The sequence below is a fragment of the Arthrobacter sp. K410C genome (assembly GCF_059090105.1).
In genome coordinates this window covers 900,630-926,267 of record NZ_JBNHFJ010000001.1, presented here as the reverse complement: position 1 = coordinate 926,267, position 25,638 = coordinate 900,630, and the positions used below count along the sequence as shown (strand labels likewise).

Sequence of the window (25,638 nt, the reverse complement as noted above, 5' to 3'; positions counted from 1 at the left end):
GCCCGTTTCGGTGTTTCCGTGGTAGGTCCGGGACGTTAGAGGTGACGGACCCGTTGGTAGAGTCCAGCAACGGTTGCCTCTAGGTTCGAACGGGCGGCGGTGACTGCTGTCGCCAACTCGTCGCTGTACCGACTCAGCTGAGCGTGGTCTATGACCGGGAGAGCAGAATCGTTGCTGCCTTCGTGCTGCCCCACCCAGTCAAGTCCAACTACCTTGAAGTGCCGGCTGATCTTTCCCTTGGAAGAAGCAACCCAGCCGAGGGGTATGGCTCCTTCCGTTGCTGCAACGATGAGCCCGTGAAGCCGGTCCCCGATGGCGACTGCGGATTCCCGGTAGAGTTGACGGACGGCCGCTTCCTGGGCCGCGTGATCCTCGTGTCTCCATGCCAGCAAGTCGCCTGACAGCGCCTTAGCCAACTCGGCGCCCAATTCGTTATCGCGACGTACCTGGATAACGACTGTCGGTTGCAAGCCATGGACCTCTGCTAGCGTACGAACCCAAGCTATCCAGGTATCTGAAGGTCGGGGGCGGTCGCCGCGCAGTATTACGGCGAGTTTACGACGGTCAGTAGCAGGGCGCCACGCCGATACCTCGGTCCCGAGCATGAAAGCCCAGTCAGGTGCTGTGCCTTTGTCAACTACGTTGGAACCGGAAGGGCGGTCGCGCCACCGGACAAAAATGCTAGTAGTGGCAACGGCCTTATACGGTATTGCAAGGGTTGCATGGGTGTTAGGAACGCCAGCCCCCACCCATATACCTCCGCCCCCGCGCAACCTGCACCATGCTGTCAAAACGGCCAGGGCGGCAAGCCTAACTGCACCTTTACGCGACACGGGAACCTCCCCAGCGTTCATTGCAATGAAGGTGCGAGTTAAGGCTGCACTTTTGAATGCGTTCCAATACCACGCGGCGAACGACTTTTCCTGTGAATCGTTTGGCTGTAGGCCCAATCCGGTGAGGAATCCACCCGATGCTTGACCTGTCCAGACGTTAAGCGCTCCGATTCCCCGAAGTGCGTCGAGATAGCCTCGGCGCAGGAGCGAGTCTCCGATGTTGTCGTCCTGCCCAGTTGCCCATACATGAACCGTGGTAGGTAAGGCCCTTCCGACGGTTAGTTTCCGTGCTTGCTCGCTATTGACCGGTTCCAAAGCACCGTTCCTTTTCAATTTCGTTTCCATGGCTGTTCCCTCAGTTTTCGAAGTGCCACCAACGGATCCTTGGCAACCCATTTAAGAATCATTTGAACGGCGGATGGCCGCCTTCCAGAAGACCAATGGGCGCGCGCTACTCGCACTAAAGCCGCCATTTCCTGCTCCCTTACCGACATCGTGGATATGTTCAGCCCCAGGTGAGCGGCGTAGTGCAGGCGTATTCTTTCTTTGGCATCGATTGCATCAATAGCGGAAACAACGGATTTGCCACCTGCGAGACTGTAGCGGCACGTGGCCTCGCTCCGTACGTCGATGGGACCCACCATTGAAAGCCGGATTAGCATCTCGTAGTCTTCTGCAAAGCGTGGCTTCAGCGCTTCCGGTTCGACCGTTTGAGATTGCTCATATGCTGTCCTGCGCACCACTGCGGCGCAGGGAGGCCATGGGCCATGACCGACAACCAGTAATTGCTCTGTATTTACTGGCGTGAACCTAACAGGGAAAGGACGTTCCTCGCCTGTCGTCGTCAAACCGATCACGGTACCGGCAGCGACGGCTAACCTCGGGTTGGCTTCCATTATTTGAATGGATCGCTTGACTCCGGATGCTACTAATTCGTCGTCAGCGTCGAGAAACACAATGTAGTCAGAAGACGCTACGGCTGCACCAGCCACCCTGGCGCGGGCAGCCCCGCTGTTTTCTTGGCGAATACAGACGGCACCCGCGCTCTCTGCGGCCTCTGCTGTTCCATCCTCCGAGCCGTCGTCTACGACGATGACCTCGCTAGCCCCGCTGGCAAAGGCCGATTCTATCGCTCTCCTAATTGTCCTCTCGGCTCGGAAAGCTGGAATCACTACGGCCAAGGTCGGCGCTTCGATTGCGGAATTCGCCTGGGTTTGTGCGTTCACTAGGCTATCTCCTTAACCCCGGCCTGGTGGCGAATCTCCTCGAGGAGCTGCGACCTAGCAGTCCGTGCGCTACCTCGTGAGGCTTCAAGCCTTCTGTCATAATCCCGCCGAAAGTCAGGGTCAGTAAGCAAGGCGGTGACCAACGAATGGACGTGTGCTACGTCGAAGGAATTCACGTTGAACACAAAATCAGGGAGGCCAAGGTCGTCGAAGGCACCGAAGCCTTTTCGTTCATAGGCTAGGTGAATGACCCAATGTCCAGCGTTGAGGGCCATTAATGCGGCATGTAGGCGCACTGCTACAACCACTCGTCGGGGCCCGTCCCCTGTCAAAAATTCATCGCGTGTCAGTGTTTCTACTGGTCCGAGTGATGCCATTGCAGCCGTGTCATCATTTCCGGCGCCACGGCTTTGTATATAGCCATCAAACGGGCGTAAGCGAGTTGCCAAACGCCGCACAGGGTCGCTGACATTACCCCTTACTGCCCGGACACTTAGGACGGGGACGGGAGCCACATCCAAGCTTTCGCGGGGACTTTGCTTGGCACTCATGATGGCAAGGTCGTGAAATCTTTGGGCATTAGAAAGCCCAAGTTCCGCCACGCTTCGATCATCTCGCAAGTAGACTTTGTTGATCTTTTTCAGAAGAACCTTTGCCAAGGGCAGAGTTCCCAAGCGAAGTGGACCGATACTTTGTGGGAGATAGACCGTTGGCACCCTCGTAGAGCTCGCACGAAGAAGTTGGTATCCATGCGTTGCAGCCATCTTGATCCCTTCGACGGGGTGGCCTGCACGTAGATAACCGCCTCCGACTCCGACGATGAGGTCGTAGTCGCCGAGTACTCGTAGTGCCTCCTTGAACCCGTTCGAAAATCCGCGCAAACTCGGCGACGCATCAAGCACTGTTACACCTGGCAGTGTGAATGTGTCAGGATGTAAAGCCGCCACAGTGATAGCGGGATTCGGCAATGCTTCGCGGAGGAGTTCTATTGTCTCCTCGACGAGTAGACCGTCGCCAGCGTTCGTCGCACTGTATGCATGCAGCACTAAAACCTTCACCGGTCAGCCAATCTCTCGTATGTTTCTATGTGACTGTCTACGCTCTTCGCCCAAGTAAACTCTCCAGCCCAGACCCGACCCTTAGCGTGTGCCGACTTCAACCATTCCTCGGACGACAACGCCCTAACAACGCCATCTGCGATTCCGGCGGAATCTAGAGACCCCAACGTCCACGCTGGTCCTGCAACTTCGGCCAACGAGCCTCTCCGAGACGTTGCAACAGGGGCGCCGGCAGCCATCGCTTCCAGAACCGGAAAACCAAAGCCCTCGTAGAGACTGGGAAATACAAATATTGAACATTTCTGCATTAGAGCGATGCGGTCCGCATCGCTGACAAAGCCGACGTATATGACATTGTCGGCACCATCGATTGCCCGCATGGCTTCATCGAAGTTCCATGCTGGCCTCCCAGCAATAACAAGCGGGATCCCTAAGGACCGCAACTCAGGCGACTGAAAGGCCTGAACGAGCTCAATGATGTTCTTTCGAGGCTCGATGTTGCCTAAATAGAGAGCAAAATTCGCAGGTACCTTTTTCGCAGTCGGATCTGACAGCACGGCTGGGCTATTGAATGCTTCACTATCGATCCCGTGATGGATAACCTTGATCGACTCGCGCGGAATCGAAAATACCTCAGCGATATCGTCGGCTGAGGAATCGGACACGGTGATTACTGTGTCTGTACACTCGATGGCCTTCTGTACACGGAATCGCCATTGTTTCTCCTGCCGAGGCGTCCTCGCAACGCGAGTCCAGCGACTGGCGACACCATGGACAGTCACTACTGACGGAACTCTTGCAGGAAGCAGGGGACCAGTGTCGGCTGAGTAGTGAAGTATAGACGACTTTTTTGGAATAAGTCCCCAGAGGCTTTCTAGGGCCATTGTCGCGATAGGGTGAGGGCCGCTCGGAATTATTCCCGTTTTGATACCACGGCTCTCAAGGCCACGATGGATTTCACGAGCATATGTTGTGTTACCGCCGACATGTCGGTTGAGAATTCTGCCGGGGAATAGGATTTGCATCTAACTCCTATGGTTTAAGGGTAGCACCTACGCCTAGGGTCAGTACATGCATCGACTTTGGCGGAGGGAAAATTAGCAAGTGTGAAAGGTAAAGCAATCGACATCGGCTGTGATAATTAGGTCGCTATGGAATTCGCGCTTTTGTTCGTGAAATTCCGGAGCGCGACAGAAGCCCTACACGTCAAAAGAAGTGCAAAAGGTGATAAGACTCTTAGCGATCGGCTGGGACGTGAGGAAGTACTCGCGCCGGCCGAACGGACGGAGAATGGTCGACGCCATTGGAAGGCTCATCGAAATCAGAGCGCGCCCCGCGTCGGCTGGTCCGACTCCCAGGGCTTTCTGGACTATCGGCATGCGAATAGTAGCTGTAGGCGTATGCATCCGGACCCTTTACCGGAAGTCGGTTCAGAATTACGCCCAAGATATTCGCATCCACCATCTCTAGCGCATCCAAAGATTTCTCCAAGTCGCGACGCTGGACTTTCTGCGTGCCTACTACGATGACCACGCCGCCGACGTGTTGAGAAAGCACTGCAGCGTCGGTGACAGGAAGGAGTGGAGGAGCATCGATTATGACAGTATCGAATGCTTCCTCAAGCGCACGGAGCAATTCGCTCATCTCATGGGATCCCAACAGTTCACTAGGGTTGGGAGGAATCTGGCCCGAAGTCAGCACACAAAGGTTTCCGTCTCCCCAGGGTTGAAGGAGATCGTTAACGTGCATGTCTCCCAATAGAGCTGTCGTGAGGCCAGCATTTCTATCGAGGCCGAGGTATTCATTGATCATAGGTCGACGAAGGTCCGCGTCGATCAAGCAAACGGATTGACCAGCTTGGGCCAGCGCGATGGCAAGGTTGGTAGCCGTAGTACTCTTACCCTCTCCCGGCAGAGAAGATGACACCAGGACAGACTTCGCCTTTCCCGACACAAAGGCAAATTGCAGATTCGTACGGATTTGGCGAAAGGACTCTGCCCTCGGACTTTGGTGTCGGGCCTGCGTCAAAAGCGGCTTCTTAGAAGCATCTTGGTCAAATGTGATTCCGCCCAGAAGGGGAGCATCAGTAATTTCGCGCAGGTCAACTTCGCCGCGAACCCTATCGTCGAGCTTAGTCCTCAGCAGCGCGATCCCTAGTCCTACTACCACTCCTCCCATGAGTCCGAGCAGCAGGTTTAGCCGAGTATTCGGTGCGGAGGGAGCCGTCGGCGCAATCGCGGGAGCAATAATTGATAAACCAACAGGGGACATACCGCCGGTCTTTGGCTTTTCGAGTGTTTCTACCGCTTTCACGAGGCTGTTTGCGATAGCTTCGGCGATTGCCGCTGCTTGGACTGGGGAAGTGTCGGTAACAGAAATGGTGATTAGAACGGTGTTTAACTCGGTGCTTGCCTCAACTTTTTTTGCTAGCTCGGCCGAACTGATGTCGAGACCTAATGCATCAATGGCGGGCTGAAGCACGACAGGAGTCTTGATGGTCTTTACATAAGATTGCACCCGGGCTTGACTGAACGTATTACCCTGTTGCATCTCTTGGACAGAGCCAGAATTCTGTATAGCGACGAACAGCTGGGTCTCGGCCTTGTAAGTAGGCTGCACCAAAATTGATGCAGCGCCACCGACTAGCAAACCCGCGAGTGTGGCGGCGACTACCATGATCCAATGACGCCGGAGAACCCGGAGATAGTCGTGAAGATCCAAGCCGGTTCCCCCTGTATAGATGCCTGGAGTCTGCCGACGGCATGCACCAGAACGGCAATATTCTTACGGTCCTCCACATCATACCGTCTGGGCCGAAGGCTCTTATCCCCAAAACAGGAAGTTACGACTGCGCGTGGTCCACTTCCCGACCCACCATTAGCCCCCACCGTCCATGGCTATCAAAAGCGAGTGGACAGCTGTGCTTTTCTGGGTGGAGGAAACCGGGACTTCGCCCACCCCTTTGTCGCAGGCTCCCGTACATCCCGTAGTCCCTGCGTATCTTCTTTGTGCAGTGGGCAACGAGGTCCCTTGATGGTGTCCCATTCAACACCGCCCCAGCACCATGTTGACGACCGCCTGCTTGGTTTCTCTCAGCGAGTGGGCTCAACGCGTTCTGTGGCCAGTTCTTGCCCCTGGAGCGGCCGTAGGTTGCGTCTTGCCCTCGTAGTCCTATTACTTACGACGAGGTGTTTGGGTTGGCAGGACTTACGCGCTGGTATTCAATGCTGTCTGGCCCGTATCCCCAGCGCGTAGTTGACCGTTTCAAGTAAGTACTTAAGGTTCAATGCCAAGTAGCGTCTGTTGGCAATTCGCGTAATCGTCACTGTGGTTCAGCACGAAAGCCTCAAATAGATTGCTTTCGAATTAAGCAGGCTGCTGCGAGCAGGTTGACTAAGTACTCCGAGAGTTGCTGCATTGCAACTCAAACTTTTGACGGCGGTGTTACATCTGTGAATGAAGACAAAAGCAAAGAGAACAGGGTAGAAGAGGGCGACCATTCCATGATGAAACGCCGTGGCTTGTTGCAGTTTGGGACACTGGCAACAGCAGTAAGTACAATAACGGCCGTCTCCACCGTTACGGCCACGACTGCACATGCCGCGCCGAGCGACAAGAACCAGCCTAATGCATATGTTCCCGTGGCGGAGAAAGGTGCTGCTTCCGGCGTAGCAACACTGGGGTTAGACTCCAAGATTCCCGAGAACCAGATTCCAGATCTGTCAGCCCGTATTAATGAGAGGATAAAGTCCGAGAAACCATACGTAGCAGTTGACGACTTTGTGTTGCCTGAAGATCGCACCATTGCCGCGGCATGGCAGCGAGCGGTAGATCGAGCAAAAACTACCGGCGCAAAGCGCATCATTGCAGAGTCCAATTCCTATTCCTTTGGTGCAGTGGGAGTAGACCTTGGAGGTCTTCATGGATGCTCCATTGAAGGACTTGGACTAAACTCCACTATCATTACCGGTACCGCTAATCTGTATGTCCTGTTTTATAACAGTTCCGCTTGTTCCGGGTTGACATTCAAAAATTTTAAGTTCGTGGGCCCTGGGGTTGATGATGCTGCTGGCCCGCGTAGGGCTCGGAGTACGACCGGCCCTTGCTTCCGAACTGCTATAAAAATTACAGGTGACCTTCACCCCACTTCGGGCGTTACCTACAGAGCAGAGGATATCGCTGTAGAACGCTGTAAGTTTGTTGGGCTCGTTGAAGGGCTTCCGATTTATTTCTCTGGTGTACGCGGCTACTCCAAAATGGCTGATTGCGTGATCGAGAATTCTTTCGATCCTGGTTGGATCTATTATGAGAACGGGATTTGTACGAATAACATTTCGCGAAGATCCCGCGACAACGGCTTCAGCCTGTCGCGTGGGGGGCAATCCGTAGTTGTCACCGGTAATGAGATCGAAGATTGTTGCTACAACGCAATCTGGGTCGCCGGCTACGAGTCTGCCGCTGGTCCATGCAATGTAACAATCACCGGCAATGTAGGTAAGCGTATCGGTCATAATGGGATTACTCTCCAAAAAGGCGGACGCAATGCCGCTGTCTCAGGTAATACGTTCGTGGACATCTATCGCGGGCCAAGCGACGAGCCTTCTGATGAATACGGATGCGGCATATATATAGCAGGGCTTACTGATCCCGCGACTTTGTCAGTGCTGACGTGGGCCGAAAACATCAATGTCAGCGGTAATACCATAGTTAATCCTGCTCGTGGGGGTGTGTTGGTAAGGGCTGGGGTGCGGGCCTGTTTGATTCAAGGTAATACCGTAATCAACCCAGGATCCGAATTTCTTTCTGATGGCGTGACGCCTGTTGGCAGCACATCCACGACCCACAATTTTGGAACAAATGTGCTAATAGGTTCCGGATACCCGCAGGCCACTACGAATAATGTCCGCTCCGCAAATAACCAGTTCATCGACCTGAGGTCACCCACGCGCATGATTTACGGGGCAAATAATGCGAGCAACAGCACCTTCTACTCCCAAGTGGGAAACTGGGCCGTCGGTAACGCCCAACCGATGACCGAAACGGCGCGCACGAGTTCAGGTAGTGTTCAGACGTTCACAGGCGGCTTGTCCTCGGGGTCAAATAGCGCCTCGCCCGGCGATGGTTACTACGTTCAGGTGAACGGGCCTTCAAGCGTCTACAGAGAGTACAGAATATCTACTGCGGGCTCACAGCGGTGGTCGCTGACCGCTGACAACTCCGGGGAGCCTGGCTCCGACAAGGGGAGCCACTTTCAACTCCGTGCTCATGATGACAATGGAGTTGTAAAAGCAACAGTGATGCAATTCTCAAGAGACGGAAAGCTCGCCTTCAACGGGGCGCCGCCGGTAATGGTGCCTGTCTTGGCGGTTGCTGCATCGGATATGGAGTCAGTTATGGCTTTAGCCAACTCGCTCCGAACTGCACTTATCTCGTTGGGCCTGGCAAGATGATGATGTCTTGGTAGACAATGTTGTCGATGTCATACGGTGGTGAAGGTCACTCGCAAAAAGGTATCGAGCCAGGGCTTTTAGGCATCAGTACTTTGCCGCGATTGTCAACCGTAGGAAGGCGAGCGTCATTTTACGCTTGACTTGAGCATTGCTTGAGCATGCGAATACTAGCATCGCATCAAGGGTAGGCTCGGGGGAACATGCACGAACAGGCATTCCCGCAGCCGACTGCGACAGCGCCAGATCCGCTTACTTTCCTATGTTTGTTGGCATTGTTGGCTGCCACTACCGTTTGTGTTGTGGCAGTGGCAGTTAGTCGCTGAGGCATCGCGGCGCGGCTAACCCTGTGAGTACTTCCTGAACGCGATTTGTCATTGGGCAATTCACGTGGTTAGGTCTTGGCGATGGGGATCACATGACCAATGGAGGCTATTGTGGCTTTTTCCGAGTACGCCTTTGCGCTGTGCGCACTGCTGGGCACCCTGCTGGTTCCCCTCGTTGTTCTGTATCAAGTGCTTCGGCTCAAACGCCGAACCGTACGGATCAGCGTTCCCGTCCCCGCGCCTCGAGGTAACCGCCGCTAGCCATGCCATACGTTGACATTAACCCGCACAAAGGCCGTCCGAAGTGGCAGGGCTACGCTGTCCTGGCCGTTCTATTGATTCTCACGGCCGCCGTCGTGGCCGCTGCGCTCATACGCGTCTGACCTGCCCCGGGAGCCAAACCCCCTAGACTTACTGTTGAATCAGTGTCGCAGAACCTTTGCCGAACGTCCTGGGGGGACAGACATGCCCGATCCGGCGGATCAGAACGCACACGCCCATGCAGAGGATGCAAGGCAGCCGCAGCGCCGTCGCCGCGACCTTCGTCGCGCCGACGGTAAACTGACGGATGTCCGGACAGGAACCATGCCAGCAGTAACACCCGACACCTCAAGCCAGCCTGACGCCGGCCGCCCAGCTACGAATCGGACCTCCTGGGCCGAGGCCGCGGCAGCAGCCGACGAAGCGAAGCAGGGCCCGCACGTACCGGCCCCTACGCGGCCGCCGGCGTCTGCAGAGCCAGCGACTCCGGGCACCGCGTCCTCCCGGCAATCCGATGCTGCCCGGCAAGTACCGCCGATGCCGTCCGATGCCCCCTCGGACACTCCAGCCTTCCGGCGTAGCCGGCCGACTGTCGCTGACACCATCGCTGACAGCCCCATGCCGGACTTCATCAGCTCGCCAGGGCTGTTCGTCAAGGAACAGAAGCCCCGTCCCGTCGGCGGATTCCGCGGTGCCGTCTACAAGCTCACGGGTGGTGCCTGGAACCTGGGCCCCGGGGCGAAGCAGCGCCAGGAAGACGAACTGGCCCGCCGTATCTCGCGCCAGCTGCAGGGGAGCTACAACACGGCCGTGCTAAGCCTCAAAGGCGGTATCGGCAAGACGTCAACGACTGTGGGGGTGGGACTGACCCTTGCCGAGTACCGGGGGGACGCCCCCTGCGCAATCGACGCCAACCCGGACTCGGGAGACTTGGTGGAGCGCGCCCTGGGGGAGGGCATCTACCAGCAGGCGAGTCCCCGGACCATCACAGATCTCCTGAAGAACATAGAGTCCGTTGACTCCCTAACTGCCTTGGCCCGCTACATGCACCACGCGGGGCGATTGCATTTGATCGCGGGGGAGCAGGACCCGGAGGTGTCTGACTCCCTAACCGCCGAGGAGTACCTGCGGATCCGCAAGCTTATCTCAAGCTACTACTCTGTGGCGCTGACCGACTGCGGTACCGGAGTCACGCACAACGCGATGAGCGGGATCCTGCAGTCCGCGGACAACCTGGTCATCGCTGCCGGCTACGCGGTAAGTGGAGCCAAGCGCGCCCGCAGCACGCTGCACTGGCTGGCCAGCCACGGGTACGAGGATCTGGCCAGGAACGCCATCGTTGTTATTACCGACAAAGATGAAGTGTCCTCGCGCGTGGACAAAGATGCCATCGAGGAACACCTTGCCGGGATCTGCCGTGAACTGATCGCCGTGCCGCATGACCGCGGCGTGGCAGATGGCGATCTTGTCACGCTGGACGTTCTGAAGCCGGAGACCCGGCGGGCGTACAAGGAGATCGCTGCGGCGATCGTTGACGGGTATCAGTAGTCCTCACAGCAGTAGTCAGCGCGTTGCGGTAACTCAACTGGTCGCTCTTTACCTTGTATCCACATCCTCAATACCAGGAATGTCTGCGTATCAAGGACCGCCGGCATGGACTGCAGCTGGTCGACGATGACCGGGCGCAGGTCGATGTTGTCCACGGCGCGGACGAGCAGGATCACGTCGAAGTCGCCGACCAGCAGGGCGATGTGGCACCTCGGGAATGACACCCAGCTGGTCACGCCATTCCCGCCGAGATTCCTGCTTCGGCTTGAGCGTCACGTAGGACGAGGGCTTCAGCCCCGCCTTTATCAAGTCCATCACGGCTTAGTTTTGGGCAGCACCCATCGCTGGGGAAAAACCACTTTCTCGTCCATCGGGGTGAGGGATAGACGGCTGTCCGACGAATATTCTGAAGCGCGTCGGTGCTCCATCGGAACCCGGCCATCCGGCATTGACTCCTTCCGGCAGTACGGAAGGCGAAGTATGAAAGGCCGGACAGTATGGTGAGGAAACATAACCGGTCTTATTGGCCCTCGAGAACACCTGCCGCCGACAGCCGGTCGCGGAAGGGTCCTGCCAGGGCTTTGACGAATGTGGCGGTGAGGTGGTGGGTGTCGCGGTACACGACGGTGTTGGCAATGAACGGGCTGCAGTGGTCTGTGCAGAACGTATCGGTCATGTCCACGTAGCTGGCCCCTGCTGCCTCGACGGCGGCTTTGTCTTTCGCTACCCACTCAGGGTCAATGACCTCGTTACGGGGGACTGCGCAGGGGGAAAGGTTGTCGACGTTCAGTGATGCGCATTGGACCGGCGACGTTGTGAACCATGGAGTGTCTGCGAGGACGGCGACGCGGGACTCGGCGGGGATCTTGTGAAGTGTCGCCGTCGTGGCTTTGTTCCAGGTGCTTGAGGTGACGTTCGTTCCGTCCTGGCCTTGCCGAACGTGCAGGTTAGCCATGAGTACCAGCTGGGGCTTCTCCCTTTGGATTCGATCCATGGCAGACGCCCTCCACTTCTCACAGAACTGGTCCACGCTGCCGGTCTCATAGCGGGGCACGTCGATGGAGGCGCAGCCTGCCTTGATCATGACGAGCAGCCTGGCGTCCTGCCCCATGGCCAGAGCTTCTGCTGCGGGAAACCACTGAGCCGCATGCGAGTCCCCGAATAGGATGTAGGTGGTGGGCGATGCAGTGACGCCGAACTCGCAAACCTTGAGAGTTCCGTCGTAGGTATCCGGGCTGCACCCCATCTTTGAAGCTTTGGGAACATCGAAGTTGGCCTGCTGAAGGCGCGGCCTGGCGTTTGCGGGTACGTAGTCCGTGAAGACGATGGGCGCCGCAGCTGTGAACTCCGATGCTGTCTTGTTTGATGCTACGAGCCTCTTGTCGAGGACGTTTCCGGCGGCGAATATCGCGCCAGCCAGGAGCGCAGTGACGAGGATCGCGGCAGGGAGGAATCGAGTGGGCCGAATGGCCTTCAACTTCGGGGACAACCTGGCCCAGTTCTCGATGTACTTGTACGTCAAATGAGCAAGCGGCACGCATAAAGCTGCAAGCAAGAGTGTCTGCCATAGGGGGAGGCTTCCACCCGCGAGCGTGACCGGGATGATGATTACTGGCCAGTGCCACAGATAGAGGGAATAAGAGATGTCACCGATGTAGGTCATCGGCTTGGTCTTGAGAACCCGGGCTACTGAGCGCTGGGTGTCATGACTGAACGCGATGAGCAGAGCGGTGCCAACTACGGGCAGGAGCGCGGCGTACCCGGGAAATGGTGTGGAGGATGTAAACACGAAGCCGGCTAGAACAACCATGCCCAGACCGACAGCGGCAAGGGCGGGGGACCACGCTCGCGAGGCCATGGCCTCGTGCGTCTTCGTCAGGTGGAGAACGGCGACGAGCCCACCGATTCCGAACTCCCAGGCGCGGGTGGGCAGTGTGAAGAAGGCCCATGGGCCGTAGGTCTGTGTGAGCAGCACGCTAAGGGCCAAGGACAGCCCGACAAGGGCGAAGAGGAAGACCGCCAAGATCTTCGGCGACCGCTTTGACGCGAACCATAGTCCACAGAGGATGAAGGGCCACAGGAGGTAGAACTGTTCTTCAACGCCCAGAGACCAGTACTGCTGGAAAGGCGAGGGGAACTTCTCCGTGAGGTAATCGGTGCCCGTGAAGGCGAACCACATGTTCGGGACGTAAGCCGTTGATGCCGCAGCATCCCGGGCGATCGCCATGGCCCTCAGGGGAGGCAAAAGCGCAATCGAGGCAACGAGGGTTACTACGATGACCAGTAACGCAGCCGGGACCAGGCGGCGGATCCGGCGGGCGTAGAAGTCAAGGAATTTGATGCGGCCGGTGACTTGGAGTGACCGGAGGAGATGGGAGGTTATCAGGTAGCCCGAGATGACAAAGAAGACATCGACGCCGACATACCCGCCTGAAAGGATGGATACTCCGGCGTGGTAGAGAACGACTAAGAGCACGGCGATCGCACGGAGCCCTTGAATGTCTATCCGGTGAGAGTCGCCCTTCTTGACGGCTCGTTCGGTCGTGACGGTAAGCATGTTCCCCCTGATATCAGCGCAGAGGAAAGCCATTTCCCCCAGCGCTGATATTACGACTTCCCGGCCCGCAGCGAGGAATTGGGCGGGGAAACGTCGCGGGATGACAATACATTCGTACCCTTATGATTGGGCCATGGGGATAAAATCTGACCTTCGCGCCGACTATGCCGTCAACGTCCGTCTGCTGGACCGGATCACGGTCACGGTATTCCGGATCAACCAGGCAGCGCAGCGCGGAAAGCTGACCAAGGTCAAACGAGTATTCGCGAAGGCCCTCGACATTGTTTGGATGCAGGGAGTCGTGGGGGCAGACATGCCCGGGCGGGTTCAATGCGGGCCTGGACTGCGCCTCCCCCATGGAGGCCGTGGGATTGCGCTGCACCCGAACGTGAAGATCGGGAGCAGCGTCACCCTCTACCATCGTGTGACCCTTGGCGGATTTGGCCACGACAAGACCAACGTGCCCACAGTGGGGGACGGCGTGCTGTTCTACGTGAACTCCGGAGCCGTAGGCAGAGTCACCGTTGGCGACAATGTCACTGTTGGCGCGGGCACCATAGTCAGCAAGGACGTCCCCGCGGGCACCACTGTAGTCAGCGCCGCCGTCCGTCACATCGAGTCCACGGCCCATAACTAACACGATTCGGGGCATCACGCTTCCCCTATGATTAGGGGCATGACAATGGGGGACGTAGCGCTTCAGCGCACGCTTATTTATGATGCCGACTGCGGATTCTGCACCCGCTCCGCAAAATGGTTAGCAAAGCCTGGAACCGTAAACATCAAACCGTGGCAAGGCATCCGCGATCTGGAGGCCCTCGGCCTCACCGAAGAGATGGTCGAAACCGCGGCCTACTGGGCTGACGGGGGCGAAGTAAAAGCTGGGGCGGAGGCCGCCATCGCGCAGGCACTCATCGCCCGCGGACCAGGCTGGAATATCGTCGGCCGTTTCATCCTCCTCCCGGGCATCCGCCACGCAGCGGCACCGGTCTACAAACTGATCGCGAAGAACCGACATGCCATGCCTGGGGGGACCGACGCATGCCGGCTGCCAAACTAGCCAAGAGACGCCTGACCGCACTGGTCGCCTTTGGCGGGATCCTGCTGGCGCAGGGAGTTTACTCATTCGCTGTAGAACCAGAGCCTTACCCGGCCGTCCGTATGCCGTCATTCGGGGCCGCGCCCACGCGCGCCGGACTCTTTCCGAGCCGAATGGTGAGGATAACCGTTGCCTACACGGACGGCACAACAGCAAGCCCCAAAGTTTCTCAGCTGATGAATGGCATCCGGTTCTCCGCAGCGCGTCCATCGCTGAACCACGCATTCAAGCCAGGCAAGCAGATTGACGCTGAGACTCGCAGTTGGTTGGAAGCGAGAGCCGAAGCCGTTGGCGACGGCCGGAAGCCTGCTTCTGTCGAGATCTGCTGGCAGGACGCGGCAGTCGATGTAAGAAACGCCTCGGTAGTAAACGCCAAGCCCTGCGAGACGACGGTGGTGACGTTTTGAGTAAGGCAGTCGATTTTGCCGCCTCCTGGGTAGACAGGACCGCCGACTCTTACCGCGTACAGCCGGCATACCTTGGGGTTGTGCGGATCTTGTTCGCGGCGCACGTGATCGTTTTCGGCGTGGACTACACCTGGACGGCAGATGCCCCAGCGGCGTTTTTCCAGCCCCGCCCGGGACTCTTCGCTTGGATGACAGCGGCGCCCGACATGTGGTTCATGGTCGGCTTGGAAGTCCTCCGTGCGGTGCTCGCTCTCGCCGTGCTGGTCGGCATCAAGACGTTCCAAACTTCGATTGCGCTGACAGCGGTCATGATCATTGGCGCAGGTGTCACCCACTCCTTCGGTAAACTTGACCACTTCATCCTCTACGAACTCTTCCCTGCCTTCATGGCCTTCGCCGGCTGGGGCGCCGCCTACTCGCTGGACGCGCGCCAAAGCAGGGCCAGAGATTCGAGAGGCTTCCCAATGCTGCTCTGGGCGGTCACCGTGGCGTACGCACTGTTCTCGGCAGCGCTTCCTAAGGCGGTCGCCGGCTGGCTCGACCCTGGGAAGGAAGCGAGCCGCGGTTTCATCGCCCGTGACATTGCTGAAAGTGAGAAGCTCGGCCCGTTGGTGGACGTCATCTTCGCCTTCGATAACCACCTCTTCTGGAAGTTTATGGACTATACGACGATTTTTGCCGAAGGCTGGCTCATCATGGCTGTACTGGTCCCGGCCCTGTTCCGTCTTGGCATCCTGGTTATGCTCGCATTCCACGCGGGCGTGTACATGAGCCTTGGCATCGACTTCGCTAGCTACTTCTTCCTCTATGCAGTTTTCCTCGCACCGATGTTCTTCTGGGCCCGAGGTAAATTCGTGCGGGCAAGATATCCAGCGCACGCAGCCCGAACCTAAAAAGCGCCCCACGCACAAAGCGTGGGGCGCTTTTTTAGGTTCGGCGGTATCCGGCATGGACGTAGCCCGCGCCTACCGCTTCGCAAGAACGAAGTCGGGAGCCGGGGAGGATACGTCCATTCTGTCTCGGCAGCGGAGTGTGTCAGGAGAGTGTTCGTGACATCGTTAGCTCTTATCAACTCCACATCGAACGCCTCGATCCGCTGGACGGCTCCGCCGTCTGACGATTCCGCGGCGGCTTGGACGTGTACCGGATTCCTTCGCCGTCCAGCCGCAACCAGCCGGCGCCCGTGAAGCCGGTGGTGCTGGCCACCGTGAGTGTGAGCCCGTCAGCGTCAATCGACGGGTAAGCGTCGCGATGGGGCTGGGCTCCCCGACGAGGTGCCCGCCGAACCATGCGACGTTCCGGCCGCCGACCACGGTCACCATGCGGTCCATTTCGACTGCGAATGCAGCCTTTAGGTACCGGACCGTTGACGGAGCGGTTATGAGGCAGTCCCCGCCGGGGTTGAGCTGGATCAGCCGGGTGGCAGGGTCGTCGGTGATGGTCACCATGCGGGATGACGACAGCTCAGGAGGCGCATCCCGCAGGAGCGGCTGCTGAGTGTTCGCCGGGATGGGCGGGCTATTGCTCATGCGAACTCCCGGAGAACGAGCAGGGGAACGCCGCCCGTGCTGGTGACGCCGGTGACCGATGCGCCGACAGGGATGGTCTGCCCGGACACGTACCACGTTTCCGCCTGCGCGAAGGCATCCCCAAAGACGTTGACCGGCCGCAGTGATGCCGCGGTGCCGGGGCTCACGGTCAGGAGGCAGGCGTAGTAGTTCTGCCCCTTGACCAGGGGCACGCTGGGCAGGGCGATGACCTTCGTTCCCGTCGAGTTCATCAGGGAGGACACGGACACGGAGCCGGACGTGGCGATCCTCGCGCCGGTCGAGTCGAGGATGACGACCTCTACCGGATCGTTGGTGGTGGCCGTTACGGTCAGACGGAACGTCGCGGACTTGATGTTCATGTCGCGGGACGGCTGGAAGTGCGCGGCGTAGAACCGCCCGGATTTGGAGGCGGTGCCTGAGAATCCCCTCAGCGGGCCGAGGGGAGCGTAGATGGCGGCCTGCCCGTAGTCGCGGTCCATGTAAAAGCTGTGACGTGGAAGTCAGGACATCGGGGGTTGTTCCCAGGGGCGCAAGGATCAACTGCCCGGCGCCGCGTAGCGCCGTGCCCTGCCGGGTGCCGCCATCTGCTTGGACCCCAGCAGCAAGCCCAGGGACGACGGCCGAGTCGTTGGCGTGCCCGAAGCCGCCGGATGTGGAGGTGCCCGTGGCGGTGGCGAGGATGGCGGCGCCCCGACTCACTGACGACGGAGACGGTGGCGGTGCGACCGGTCCAGATGCCGCCGGCAAAGTCGTCGGTGTTCGGGAAGGGGTAGTAATTTGTGGCCTGCGGCTCGAAGGTGGCCTGCCCGGCGCCGAGCGTGACGAAGTCGGTTTCCTGCCCGGCAGTGAATCCGGAGGGGTCCGGCATGCGGATAGTGAAGGTGGCGGCATCGGCGGCGGAGATGGTATCGCCCGCAACCTTGGCTACTTGAACGGCCGCTTTGGGCGCAAAGCGGCTGCGCCTTGCTCAAGAATCGTGGTTGAAAGTGACCCGCCGCTCCCCGTTATAATCCTGTAGCCCCCGTTACCATGCTGTCACGGGAGAGAACTACTGCCCTTAATCACCGCGTGTCCACATCCTCGAACACCAGGAACGTCTGGGTGTCCAGCACGCCCGGCATGGACTGCAGCTGGTCGAAGATGACCCGGCGCAGGTCGATGTTGTCCACGGCGCGGACCAGCAGGATCACATCGAAGTCGCCGCCCACCAGGGCGATGTGGTGCACCTCGGGGATGGCGCCCAGCTGGTCGCGCAGTTCCCGCCAGGCGTCCTGCTTCAGTTTCAGCGTCACGTAGGCGGAGGACTTCAGCCCCGCCTTGATCGGGTCCACCACGGCCGTGAACCGGGACAGTACCCCTTCACCCGTCAGCCGGGCAATGCGGGTGTAGGCGTGCGCCCGCGAAATATGCACGTTCTCCGCCACCTGGGTCACGGACATCCGGCCGTCCCGGGTGAGCTCGGCAATGATGCTCCGGTCTATGTCGTCCAGCGGCACCGGCTCCGTCCGCGCTTCCTGTGCTGGCATTTTGTCCACGACCCCCACTCGTAATCTGGCTCACATTTGCAAATCGTCTCCCAGTTTAGGGAAAGCTGAGCAGCTTCTCCACGATTTCCGCAGGTGCTGGATACGAAACCTCCCGCAGGTCAATACTGGGAAGGAATAGTGGCAACAGAAGGAACGGACCAATGACGATCTCCGCAGACCACACGGCACGGGACGCAACAAGCACCGGCCAGGCAGGCATGCCGCACGAGGACGCGCTCACCGAAGCGGTGAAGAAGTTCGGCATCACGGCCGAGGACTATATGCTCCCGGCCCGGCACCAGATCCAGATGGTGGATCCGGACGGCCGGCTCAAGCCCGAGGCCGAGCAGGGCACCGAACCGGGCCACGAATACCCCCTGCCCGGCGATGAGGAACTGCTGGCAGCGTACGAACAGCTCGTCGTCGGACGCCGCGTCAACGACCAGAACTCCGCCCTGGTCCGGCAGGGCCGCATGGCCGTGTACCCGTCCAGCCACGGGCAGGAGGCCTGCCAGGTGGCGGCTGCCCTGTGCCTGTCCGACGGCGACTGGATGTTCCCCACCTACCGCGACGCCGTCGCCGTGATGACCCGCGGCGTGGACCCCGTGCAGGTGATGACCATCTTCCGCGGCGACTGGCACGGCGGGTTCGATCCCGTCAAGCACCATGTGGGCATCCAGTGCACCCCGCTGACCACGCAGCTGCTGCACGCCGTCGGCGTCGCACACGCCGCCAAGCTCCGCGGCGAGGACACCGTGGTGCTGGCCATGTGCGGCGACGGCGCCACCAGCGAAGGCGACTTCCACGAGGCCCTCAACTTCGCCGCCGTCTTCCACCTGCCCGTCATCTTCTTCGTCCAGAACAACAAGTACGCCATCTCGGTGCCGCTGGCACACCAGTCCGTGGCGCCGTCGCTCGCGCACAAGGCCGTGGGCTACGGCATGGCGGGCGAACGTGTGGACGGGAACGACGTCGTCGCGCTCCTCGCCGTCCTGGACCGCGCCGTGAAGCTCGCCCGCGAAGGCTCCGGCCCCCTGCTGGTGGAAGCCAACACCTACCGCATGCAGGCCCACACCAATGCCGACGACGACACCCGCTACCGGGAAAGCGCCGAGGTTGCCGAGTGGCGGGCCAAGGACCCCGTGAACCGGATGCGGACCTACCTGACGGACCGCGGCCTGCTGGACTCCGCAGGGGAGGCCCGGATCGCCGAAAAGGCCGAGGCCGTGGCCGCGCAGCTCCGCGAGGGCCTCAGCGAGGACGTCCCCGTGGACCCGCAGGAACTCTTCCGCCACGTCTTCGCTCGGCAAACGCCGCAGCTGAGGGAACAGTCCGCCCTGCTCGCCGACGAACTCGCCCGCGACGCCGCAGCCCAGAGCTCTTCAAGCCAGGAGGCCGCCAAGTGAGCCCCACCGTCACCACCTCCTCCGAGGCCAACGGCAACGTTTCCGCCGCCACCGCCCGGGCCGCCGCCTCCGCCGCGGCCACCGCCGAAGCCGCCGGCCCGCAGCCGGTCACCATGGCCAAGGCCCTCAACACCGCCCTGGTGGACGCCATGTCCGCCGACTCCTCCGTCCTGGTCTTCGGCGAGGACGTGGGCACCCTGGGCGGGGTCTTCCGCATCACCGACGGGCTCACCAAAACGTTCGGCGAGCAGCGCTGCTTCGACACGCCTCTGGCCGAGTCCGGGATCGTGGGCATGGCCGTGGGCATGGCCATCAACGGGATGCGCCCGGTGGTGGAGATGCAGTTCGACGCGTTCGCCTACCCGGCGTTCGAGCAGATCGTCAGCCACGTGGCCAAGATGCACAACCGCACCCGCGGGGCCGTGAAGCTGCCCATGGTGATCCGGGTTCCGTACGGCGGCGGCATCGGGGGAGTGGAGCACCACTGTGACTCCTCCGAGTCCTACTACGCCCACACCGCCGGCCTGAAGGTATTCACCCCGGCTACCGTGGCGGACGGGTACCGGATGCTCCGCGAGGCCATCGACTCGGACGATCCCGTCATGTTTATGGAGCCCAAGAAGCTGTACTGGTCCAAGGACCTGGTGGACCTCGCGGCCCTGCGTGCTTCCTATGAGGAAGGCACGACGGCGGGCGCCACCACCGAGGGGAGGGCCGCCGTCGCGCGTCCCGGCACCGATGCCACGCTGATTGCGTACGGGCCGTCCGTTCCCACGGCTTTGGCGGCCGCCGAGGCAGCCGCGCTGGAGGGGCGCTCCCTGGAGGTCATCGACGTGCGGACCCTCGTCCCGTTCGACGACTTTACTGTTTGTGAATCTGTGCGGAAGACCGGCCGGGCCGTGGTGATCGCCGAGGCGCACGGCTTCGCGTCCGTGTCCTCCGAGATCGTGGCCCGGGTCCAGGAGCGCTGCTTCCACCATCTGGCCGCACCCATCCGCCGCGTCACAGGGTTCGACATCCCGTACCCGGCACCCAAACTCGAGAAGTACTACCTGCCCGGCGTGGACCGCATCCTCGACGCCGTCGACGACCTTCAGTGGGAGGACTGATTTCATGAGCGAGACTCGCGTGTTTTTGTTGCCGGACCTGGGGGAGGGGCTGACCGAGGCCGAGCTGATGTCCTGGCATGTGTCTGTTGGGGACACCATCTCCGTGGACCAGCCGATAGCGGAGGTGGAGACGGCCAAGTCCACCGTTGAGGTGCCCTCTCCCTATGCGGGTGTTGTCGCCGAGCTGCACGGGCAGCCGGGGGAGACCATCGACGTTGGGAAGCCGCTGATCTCGGTGACGCCCGCTTCTTCCGGGGCCGCCGCTTCTGATGCCGCCCCCGCGCCGGAACCTGCGGAGCCTGTGACTGAACCTGCCGAAACGGAACTGGGCGAGCCGGTGGCCGAGTCCGCACCGGTTGAGCCCGGCGAAACCCACGTGGCCCAGTCCTACCGGGAGGAGGAGAAGGCCGGGTCCGGAAACGTCCTGATCGGCTACGGAACTCCCGGCGGCCACGGCACCGCCCGCCGCACCCGCGCCCGGAAGAGTTCGGTTGCGCTCGCTGAGCCGTCGCGCTCGCTGGCTGAGCCTGCTGAGAGCAAGCCTGCCGAAGACGACCTCTCGCTGCTGCGTACCCGCGTGCCCGGGAAGCTCGGGGCGGTGATCTCCCCGCTGGTCCGGCGGATGGCGAAGGAACACGGCGTGGATCTCGGCGAGCTCCACGGCTCCGGCGAGAGCGGGCTGATCATGCGCCGCGACGTCGAGGCAGCCATTCACCCCGTCGAAACCAAGCCGGCCGAAGCTATGCCGCGCCCGGCGGTGGAGCCTGCCGAAACTCAGTCTGCCGCCCGGTCTGTTGAGACCGAGGGCGTGGACGCCCGCACCGGTCTGGCCGTCTCCTCCCGCACGCCGGTCCGCGGCGTCCGCAAGGCCGTCGCCGCGAACATGGCCCGCAGCCGCGCGGAGATTCCCGAGGCAACTGTGTGGGTGGACGTGGATGCGACCGCGCTGCTGGAGCTCCGCGAGGGAATGAAGACCAACGGCGCAGAGGTCCCGGGCCTGCTCGCGTTTATCGCCCGTTTTGTCACAGCCGGGCTGAAAAAGTACCCGGAGCTGAACACCCGCATCGAAACGGCCGACGACGGCTCCCAAGATATCGTCGCGTTCAGCGGGATCAACCTCGGCATCGCGGCCCAGACTGACCGCGGCCTGGTGGTGCCCTCTGTCCGCGGCGCCGAAAAGCTGAGCGCCCGCGAACTGGACGCCGAGATCCGCCGGCTGACCGACGTCGCACGCCAGGGCAAGGCAACCCCTACGGAGCTGGGCAGCGGTACCTTCACGCTGAACAACTACGGTGTGTTCGGCGTGGACGGGTCCGCGGCGATCATCAACCATCCGGAGGTTGGGATCCTCGGCGTCGGCCGGATCATCGACAAGCCGTGGGTGGTCAACGGCGAACTGGCGGTCCGCAAAGTCACCGAGCTGACGCTGACGTTCGACCACCGGGTCTGCGACGGAGGAACGGCGGCCGGCTTCCTCCGCTTCGTGGCAGACGCGATGGAGAACCCCTCCACCCTCCTGGCCGACATCTAACCGGAGTCCCGACGCTCTCTCACTTATGGCGGTGTTTCCTGCAACGCTCGCTCACTTATGGCGGTATTTCGATACGAAACCTTCCAAAACGCGGCTGCCCAGACTCAGTGCCGCCGGGCGTCGTGGAGTTCCGCTGCCCTGCGAATGAAGTCGCAGTCGCTGGCGGAGAGGATACTTTCACCGTGCCGGTCCTGTTCAAACTCGGCTCCGGTAGCCGCTTTGATCTCTGCCGCAATGGTTCTGGGAAGGATGCGGCACCCCGGATTATCCACCAGCCAATGCCGCGTTTCTGGTTCGAGCCGATCCCACAGCTGCTCAATGTCCATTACGTACCCCACCCTTTGTAATTTTCCTATGCATGAATGATGTGAGACGGAGGTAATCGCGGTGTCCCCTCCGCGTCTGCGGCCGCACCAGGAGACCCGATCATGGGAAATTTCTCCGACCTGGTGCGGAATCTTCTCTCCGTGATGAGTGAAAAGATTCTTCCGAACATTGACCGATAGACGTTGTCGTCAATCGCGCCCATAAAAAGTGTGATCCCCTCTGGACGGGACGGTCAAGACCTCTTCTGAAACGGTCATACCAGTTCCCCAGGACCGCCGCATTTCCACATGCACTTCACTCCAACTATTTATTCTGGCTGAACAAGGTGGAGCGGTTCTTCGGCTTCGTCCCCGAGGACCCCTGCGCAAGTAGTGGTACAGGTACGCCGTCGCGGGAAGTGAGTACCACTGGCCCTTGCAGACGCGTCGGCCCCGAAAAGTCGGGTAACCACCTCTGATTACTCGCGCGGGCATCCTCCCTAGGCTCCGGTTACCGGGCGCACGCCCGGCCAGAGCCGATAGAGAAGGGGCTTCAAGCTCATGAAAACCACGTCCAGGAAAATTACCGCCATCTCGGCGGCTATTGCAGGTCTGATGCTGGCGGCGGTCCCCGCTACCGCAGCGGTAACGTTCGACCCCGCCACGGGTACCGGTTTCGTTGGGAAGGGCGATGTGCAGACCGTCTTCAGCTGGTCCAACAAGGCGCTCCAGGACAACGCGGCCAAGGTGGACTTCCGCGTCAACTCAGTCTCTGAAACCTCGTGGACCTGCAGCAAAGAGGTGGTGCAGGGCAACGACGTGGTCCGTGAAATTGTCCAGGAGCGGAGCACGTCTGTGACCACGCAAGGCCTTGTCACCAGCGTGGCCCGGGAAAACTCCAAGGGCAAGGACGGCGCTGTTACGGGCTTCTTCCTGACGGGATATGAAGGCGGCGCTTCCGTCTCAGTAACGGACGGTCCTGCCGTGGGCTCCTGCCCGGCCAACCCCAGCGGCTTCGTTTACGACGAAAACGCAGAGACAACCGAAACAGGCGGCGGCCTTGAAGTGACGGCCGACGGGAACACCTGGCACCCGCTTGGCTAGCGAACCGTAAGGGGCAGCCATCTGCCTGTCCGCCGTCGGCGCCGGACGTTTCCAGCCATACCTGGAAATGTTCGGCGTCCGACGGCGGCGCCCCCGGCTTCTGCCGCCTGCCGTCCTCGTACGCGCAACCCACCGTGCCGGCCTAGAAATATGTCCCAGGGTTGGATAACATCACCTGCACTGAGTCGGGAAGATAGGCTCTTCGTCTGGATCTGGTGAGGAGACCGAGGCCGGTGGACGACCGCCTCGATTCAGAGAGCCTTGGCCGCGCACTGTGGCTGGCGCTGGCCGGATGGGCGCTTGGCCTCATCGTGACCGGCCTCGTGCTGTGGAGTCCGGACGTGCTCTTCGGGTACCGCAACCCGTCTCTGCACCTGGTGGTGGACTCAGTCGATTCCTGCGTGGCCTTGCTGGTTGCATATCTCCTTTCCGGCCGGTTCATGCGAACCCGCAAGCTGCAGGACCTGTTGCTGGCTCAAGGCCTTGTGCTCCTGGCCGTCGCCGGGGCCGGGCTGTCGTGGATGAGTGAGTTCTTGGGTGAGGATCGCGATGGAACCTTCGATGTCTGGCTGCCCCTGGCGTTAAGGCTTGTCGGTGCGGTCCTAACAATGTGCGCTGGGCTGACAAGCCCGGCCCGCGAAGTGCCCTTCAGCTCGGGATGGTGGGTGCTGGCCGTGCCGGCGGTGGTCATCGTCATCATGTCCTCGGTCATGTGGGGAGGACGGTCCCTACTCCCGTTGGCTATCGGGCAAGCTGGGGACGCAGCCCCGCAGCCGATGCTGCTGGCCGTCCACCCTCTGTTGACGATTGCCCAGGGAAGCGCGGCGCTGTGTTTCTTTGTTGCATCAGTTGCCTTCACGGTGCGCGCGGCAGATCGCGCCGATCCTCTGCTGCGCTGGTTAGGGCCGGCTTGCGCCTTGGCTGCCTTCGCCCGCGTCAACTACGTTATGTTCCCCTCGCTGTACACGGACTGGTTTTATACCGGTGACATACTGCGAACCGGCTTCTATTTGCTGCTCCTGCTCGGCGGCAGCCGGGAGATCAAGCAGTACTGGGACGCCTACTCCCGGGTAGCCGTGCTTGAGGATCGCCGGCGGCTGGCGCGTGAATTGCACGACGGCGTCATCCAGGAACTTGCGCTGTTGCGTATGTCGGGCTCCTCTCTTCCTCTTGCCCTGCCCGTGAGGGACGAGATCCTCGCAACCTGCGACCGGGCGCTGGACGAGGCCCGCTCGGCAGTGCACGCTCTGGGCCACGGTGGCGACGAAGCCCTGGGGATTGTCCTGCGCCGGGTGGCGCGCGAGCTGTCCCAGCGGTACCAGGTCCGCACGGATGTCGAGGTTGATAGCTCCATCGAAGCTACCGCGGAGCAGCAGCATGCGCTGGTTCGCATCACTCAGGAAGCAGTGGCCAACGCGGTGCACCATGGCCGCGCCCGGTATCTGTGCATTCGCTTGTGCAGGAATGGGGACCGGCAGTGCCTGGTGATCCAGGACGACGGAATGGGTTTCGAGGTTACCCGGGCCACTGGTGCGGCCGCCGGTTATGGTCTGATCAGCATGCGGGAGCGGGCACGGTCCCTGCCAGGGGCCCTTGACCTCGTATCGCGGCCGGGAGAAGGAAGCGTGGTGACGGTGACGTGGTAGACCAGCACCGGCTTCGGGTTGTCATGGCTGATGACCAAGTCCGAATTCGCGCGAAAGTCCGGCACATCCTGGAGGCGGATGGTTGGGAGGTATGCGGGGAGGCCGCCTCCGCTGAGGAAGCGATCCAGCTCGCTATCGAGCATCGTCCCGACGTGCTGTTGCTCGACATCAACATGCCCGGCAACGGGATCTACGCCGCTCAGCAGATCAGCAGAGCATTGCCCGAAGCCGCAGTAGTGATGCTGACACAGTCGGCTGACGACGATGATCTTTTCGACTCTTTGCGGGCTGGTGCTTCCGGGTACCTGCTGAAGACCACAGATCCCGCAGCCCTCGCCGGCGTGCTGCGCGGAGTACTCTCCGGTGAGGCGGCCATGTCTCCCGCACTCGTCACCCGTATCCTGCAGGAGTTTAGAGCGCCCAACCGAAGGTTCATGCCACGTAAGTCGGCGGCTGCCGCCAAGTTGAGTCCACGGGAGCGGGAGGTCATGGAACTCCTGAGCCAAGGGGAGTCCACCGAGGAGGTGGCCAACAGGTTGTTTGTTTCCCCAACAACGGTACGCGTCCATGTCTCGACGGTTTTGCGCAAACTTCGGGTCAAGGACAGAGCGAGCGCTTTCCAAGTGCTGAAAGAGTGGTGAGGGTCCCGCGGCCACCAGCTGCGGGAACCCTCACCTACTAGGCGTTCAGCTACATCGC

At 60.6% G+C, this 25,638-nt stretch carries 21 protein-coding genes and 1 pseudogene; 12 read left to right on the top strand and 10 right to left on the bottom strand.

Features of this window, described 5'->3' with window-relative positions; translation table 11 throughout:
• Positions 1-35: 35 nt before the first annotated feature.
• The 5 genes from AC5RU7_RS04350 to AC5RU7_RS04330 all read right to left on the bottom strand — a co-directional run bounded on the left by AC5RU7_RS04350 (position 36) and on the right by AC5RU7_RS04330 (position 5,838).
• A complete protein-coding gene (locus tag AC5RU7_RS04350; protein WP_494051213.1) occupies positions 36-416 on the bottom strand; it encodes a hypothetical protein in 381 nt (126 codons plus the stop codon).
• 746 nt (positions 417-1,162) lie between these two features.
• Positions 1,163-2,059 (bottom strand): glycosyltransferase family 2 protein, encoded by an 897-nt coding sequence (locus AC5RU7_RS04345; protein WP_494051212.1) that lies wholly within the window; start codon positions 2,057-2,059, stop codon positions 1,163-1,165.
• Positions 2,059-3,105, bottom strand: a complete 1,047-nt coding sequence (locus tag AC5RU7_RS04340; RefSeq protein ID WP_494051362.1) for a polysaccharide pyruvyl transferase family protein — start codon at positions 3,103-3,105, stop codon at positions 2,059-2,061. Before AC5RU7_RS04340 ends, AC5RU7_RS04345 begins: the two co-directional genes overlap by 1 nt.
• Before the next feature lie 8 nt (positions 3,106-3,113).
• Positions 3,114-4,001, bottom strand: a complete 888-nt coding sequence (locus tag AC5RU7_RS04335) for a glycosyltransferase family 4 protein (RefSeq protein ID WP_494051361.1) — start codon at positions 3,999-4,001, stop codon at positions 3,114-3,116.
• Positions 4,002-4,353: 352 nt separating this feature from the next.
• On the bottom strand, positions 4,354-5,838 hold the full coding sequence (locus AC5RU7_RS04330) for a tyrosine-protein kinase domain-containing protein (protein WP_494051211.1): 1,485 nt from the start codon (positions 5,836-5,838) through the stop codon (positions 4,354-4,356).
• Between the two features lie 731 nt (positions 5,839-6,569).
• Between AC5RU7_RS04330 and AC5RU7_RS04325 the strand changes: the two genes are divergently transcribed.
• Together AC5RU7_RS04325 and AC5RU7_RS04320 are read left to right on the top strand one after the other, a co-directional pair.
• Positions 6,570-8,567 carry a right-handed parallel beta-helix repeat-containing protein gene (locus AC5RU7_RS04325; protein WP_494051210.1) on the top strand — a complete coding sequence of 666 codons (1,998 nt, stop codon included), beginning with the start codon at positions 6,570-6,572 and terminating at the stop codon, positions 8,565-8,567.
• 908 nt (positions 8,568-9,475) lie between these two features.
• Complete coding sequence (locus AC5RU7_RS04320; RefSeq protein WP_494051209.1) at positions 9,476-10,699, top strand: MinD/ParA family ATP-binding protein; 1,224 nt, start codon at positions 9,476-9,478, stop codon at positions 10,697-10,699.
• Positions 10,700-10,747: 48 nt separating this feature from the next.
• Here AC5RU7_RS04320 and AC5RU7_RS04315 read toward each other — a convergent pair.
• Both AC5RU7_RS04315 and AC5RU7_RS04310 read right to left on the bottom strand, forming a co-directional pair.
• Positions 10,748-11,020, bottom strand: a pseudogene (locus tag AC5RU7_RS04315) (Lrp/AsnC family transcriptional regulator); the annotation flags it as partial.
• A gap of 199 nt (positions 11,021-11,219) precedes the next feature.
• On the bottom strand, positions 11,220-13,256 hold the full coding sequence (locus AC5RU7_RS04310) for an acyltransferase family protein (protein WP_494051208.1): 2,037 nt from the start codon (positions 13,254-13,256) through the stop codon (positions 11,220-11,222).
• 133 nt (positions 13,257-13,389) lie between these two features.
• Here AC5RU7_RS04310 and AC5RU7_RS04305 point away from each other — a divergent pair, with 133 nt between their 5' ends.
• The 4 genes from AC5RU7_RS04305 (at position 13,390) to AC5RU7_RS04290 (ending at position 15,655) form a co-directional block, all read left to right on the top strand.
• Positions 13,390-13,893, top strand: a complete 504-nt coding sequence (locus AC5RU7_RS04305) for an LbetaH domain-containing protein (RefSeq protein ID WP_494051207.1) — start codon at positions 13,390-13,392, stop codon at positions 13,891-13,893.
• 39 nt (positions 13,894-13,932) lie between these two features.
• Positions 13,933-14,316 (top strand): thiol-disulfide oxidoreductase DCC family protein, encoded by a 384-nt coding sequence (locus AC5RU7_RS04300; protein WP_494051206.1) that lies wholly within the window; start codon positions 13,933-13,935, stop codon positions 14,314-14,316.
• Positions 14,298-14,762, top strand: a complete 465-nt coding sequence (locus AC5RU7_RS04295; protein WP_494051205.1) for a hypothetical protein — start codon at positions 14,298-14,300, stop codon at positions 14,760-14,762. The genes AC5RU7_RS04300 and AC5RU7_RS04295 overlap by 19 nt, the downstream gene beginning before the upstream one ends.
• An 80-nt stretch (positions 14,763-14,842) precedes the next feature.
• Complete coding sequence (locus tag AC5RU7_RS04290; RefSeq protein ID WP_494051204.1) at positions 14,843-15,655, top strand: hypothetical protein; 813 nt, start codon at positions 14,843-14,845, stop codon at positions 15,653-15,655.
• A 632-nt stretch (positions 15,656-16,287) separates the two neighbouring features.
• Here the strand turns inward: AC5RU7_RS04290 and AC5RU7_RS04285 are convergent.
• Entirely contained in the window at positions 16,288-16,791 is a 504-nt protein-coding gene (locus AC5RU7_RS04285) for a hypothetical protein (protein ID WP_494051203.1), read from the bottom strand.
• A gap of 582 nt (positions 16,792-17,373) precedes the next feature.
• Complete coding sequence (locus tag AC5RU7_RS04280) at positions 17,374-17,838, bottom strand: Lrp/AsnC family transcriptional regulator (protein WP_494051360.1); 465 nt, start codon at positions 17,836-17,838, stop codon at positions 17,374-17,376.
• Between the two features lie 161 nt (positions 17,839-17,999).
• On the opposite strand from AC5RU7_RS04280, the gene pdhA reads away from it, so the two are divergent.
• Genes pdhA through AC5RU7_RS04265 form a run of 3 tightly spaced genes read left to right on the top strand, consistent with a single transcriptional unit; the run spans position 18,000 to position 21,884 of the window.
• Positions 18,000-19,244 carry a pyruvate dehydrogenase (acetyl-transferring) E1 component subunit alpha gene (gene pdhA / locus AC5RU7_RS04275; RefSeq protein ID WP_494051202.1) on the top strand — a complete coding sequence of 415 codons (1,245 nt, stop codon included), beginning with the start codon at positions 18,000-18,002 and terminating at the stop codon, positions 19,242-19,244.
• Positions 19,241-20,353 (top strand): alpha-ketoacid dehydrogenase subunit beta, encoded by a 1,113-nt coding sequence (locus tag AC5RU7_RS04270; RefSeq protein ID WP_494051201.1) that lies wholly within the window; start codon positions 19,241-19,243, stop codon positions 20,351-20,353. Before pdhA ends, AC5RU7_RS04270 begins: the two co-directional genes overlap by 4 nt.
• 4 nt (positions 20,354-20,357) lie before the next feature.
• On the top strand, positions 20,358-21,884 hold the full coding sequence (locus tag AC5RU7_RS04265) for a dihydrolipoamide acetyltransferase family protein (RefSeq protein ID WP_494051200.1): 1,527 nt from the start codon (positions 20,358-20,360) through the stop codon (positions 21,882-21,884).
• A gap of 104 nt (positions 21,885-21,988) precedes the next feature.
• Here AC5RU7_RS04265 and AC5RU7_RS04260 read toward each other — a convergent pair whose 3' ends face one another.
• Complete coding sequence (locus tag AC5RU7_RS04260) at positions 21,989-22,210, bottom strand: hypothetical protein (protein ID WP_494010193.1); 222 nt, start codon at positions 22,208-22,210, stop codon at positions 21,989-21,991.
• A 540-nt stretch (positions 22,211-22,750) separates the two neighbouring features.
• On the opposite strand from AC5RU7_RS04260, the gene AC5RU7_RS04255 reads away from it, so the two are divergent.
• From AC5RU7_RS04255 to AC5RU7_RS04245, 3 genes are all read left to right on the top strand, one after another.
• Positions 22,751-23,293 (top strand): hypothetical protein, encoded by a 543-nt coding sequence (locus AC5RU7_RS04255; RefSeq protein WP_494051199.1) that lies wholly within the window; start codon positions 22,751-22,753, stop codon positions 23,291-23,293.
• Between the two features lie 233 nt (positions 23,294-23,526).
• Positions 23,527-24,939 carry a sensor histidine kinase gene (locus tag AC5RU7_RS04250; protein ID WP_494051198.1) on the top strand — a complete coding sequence of 471 codons (1,413 nt, stop codon included), beginning with the start codon at positions 23,527-23,529 and terminating at the stop codon, positions 24,937-24,939.
• A 23-nt stretch (positions 24,940-24,962) separates the two neighbouring features.
• Complete coding sequence (locus AC5RU7_RS04245) at positions 24,963-25,580, top strand: response regulator (RefSeq protein WP_494051197.1); 618 nt, start codon at positions 24,963-24,965, stop codon at positions 25,578-25,580.
• Positions 25,581-25,638 lie beyond the last annotated feature (58 nt).

What these genes read in the sequence shown, in the direction of transcription:
- AC5RU7_RS04335 (WP_494051361.1), bottom strand. Translation starts at nt 4,001, where the DNA reads ATGGCCCTAGAAAGCCTCTGGGGACTTATTCCAAAAAAGTCGTCTATA.
- AC5RU7_RS04320 (WP_494051209.1), top strand. Translation starts at nt 9,476, where the DNA reads ATGCCAGCAGTAACACCCGACACCTCAAGCCAGCCTGACGCCGGCCGC.
- AC5RU7_RS04310 (WP_494051208.1), bottom strand. Translation starts at nt 13,256, where the DNA reads ATGCTTACCGTCACGACCGAACGAGCCGTCAAGAAGGGCGACTCTCAC.
- AC5RU7_RS04305 (WP_494051207.1), top strand. Translation starts at nt 13,390, where the DNA reads ATGGGGATAAAATCTGACCTTCGCGCCGACTATGCCGTCAACGTCCGT.
- AC5RU7_RS04300 (WP_494051206.1), top strand. Translation starts at nt 13,933, where the DNA reads ATGACAATGGGGGACGTAGCGCTTCAGCGCACGCTTATTTATGATGCC.
- AC5RU7_RS04295 (WP_494051205.1), top strand. Translation starts at nt 14,298, where the DNA reads ATGCCGGCTGCCAAACTAGCCAAGAGACGCCTGACCGCACTGGTCGCC.
- AC5RU7_RS04285 (WP_494051203.1), bottom strand. Translation starts at nt 16,791, where the DNA reads ATGGACCGCGACTACGGGCAGGCCGCCATCTACGCTCCCCTCGGCCCG.
- AC5RU7_RS04280 (WP_494051360.1), bottom strand. Translation starts at nt 17,838, where the DNA reads ATGCCAGCACAGGAAGCGCGGACGGAGCCGGTGCCGCTGGACGACATA.
- pdhA (WP_494051202.1), top strand. Translation starts at nt 18,000, where the DNA reads ATGACGATCTCCGCAGACCACACGGCACGGGACGCAACAAGCACCGGC.
- AC5RU7_RS04265 (WP_494051200.1), top strand. Translation starts at nt 20,358, where the DNA reads ATGAGCGAGACTCGCGTGTTTTTGTTGCCGGACCTGGGGGAGGGGCTG.
- AC5RU7_RS04260 (WP_494010193.1), bottom strand. Translation starts at nt 22,210, where the DNA reads ATGGACATTGAGCAGCTGTGGGATCGGCTCGAACCAGAAACGCGGCAT.
- AC5RU7_RS04255 (WP_494051199.1), top strand. Translation starts at nt 22,751, where the DNA reads ATGAAAACCACGTCCAGGAAAATTACCGCCATCTCGGCGGCTATTGCA.
- AC5RU7_RS04245 (WP_494051197.1), top strand. Translation starts at nt 24,963, where the DNA reads ATGGCTGATGACCAAGTCCGAATTCGCGCGAAAGTCCGGCACATCCTG.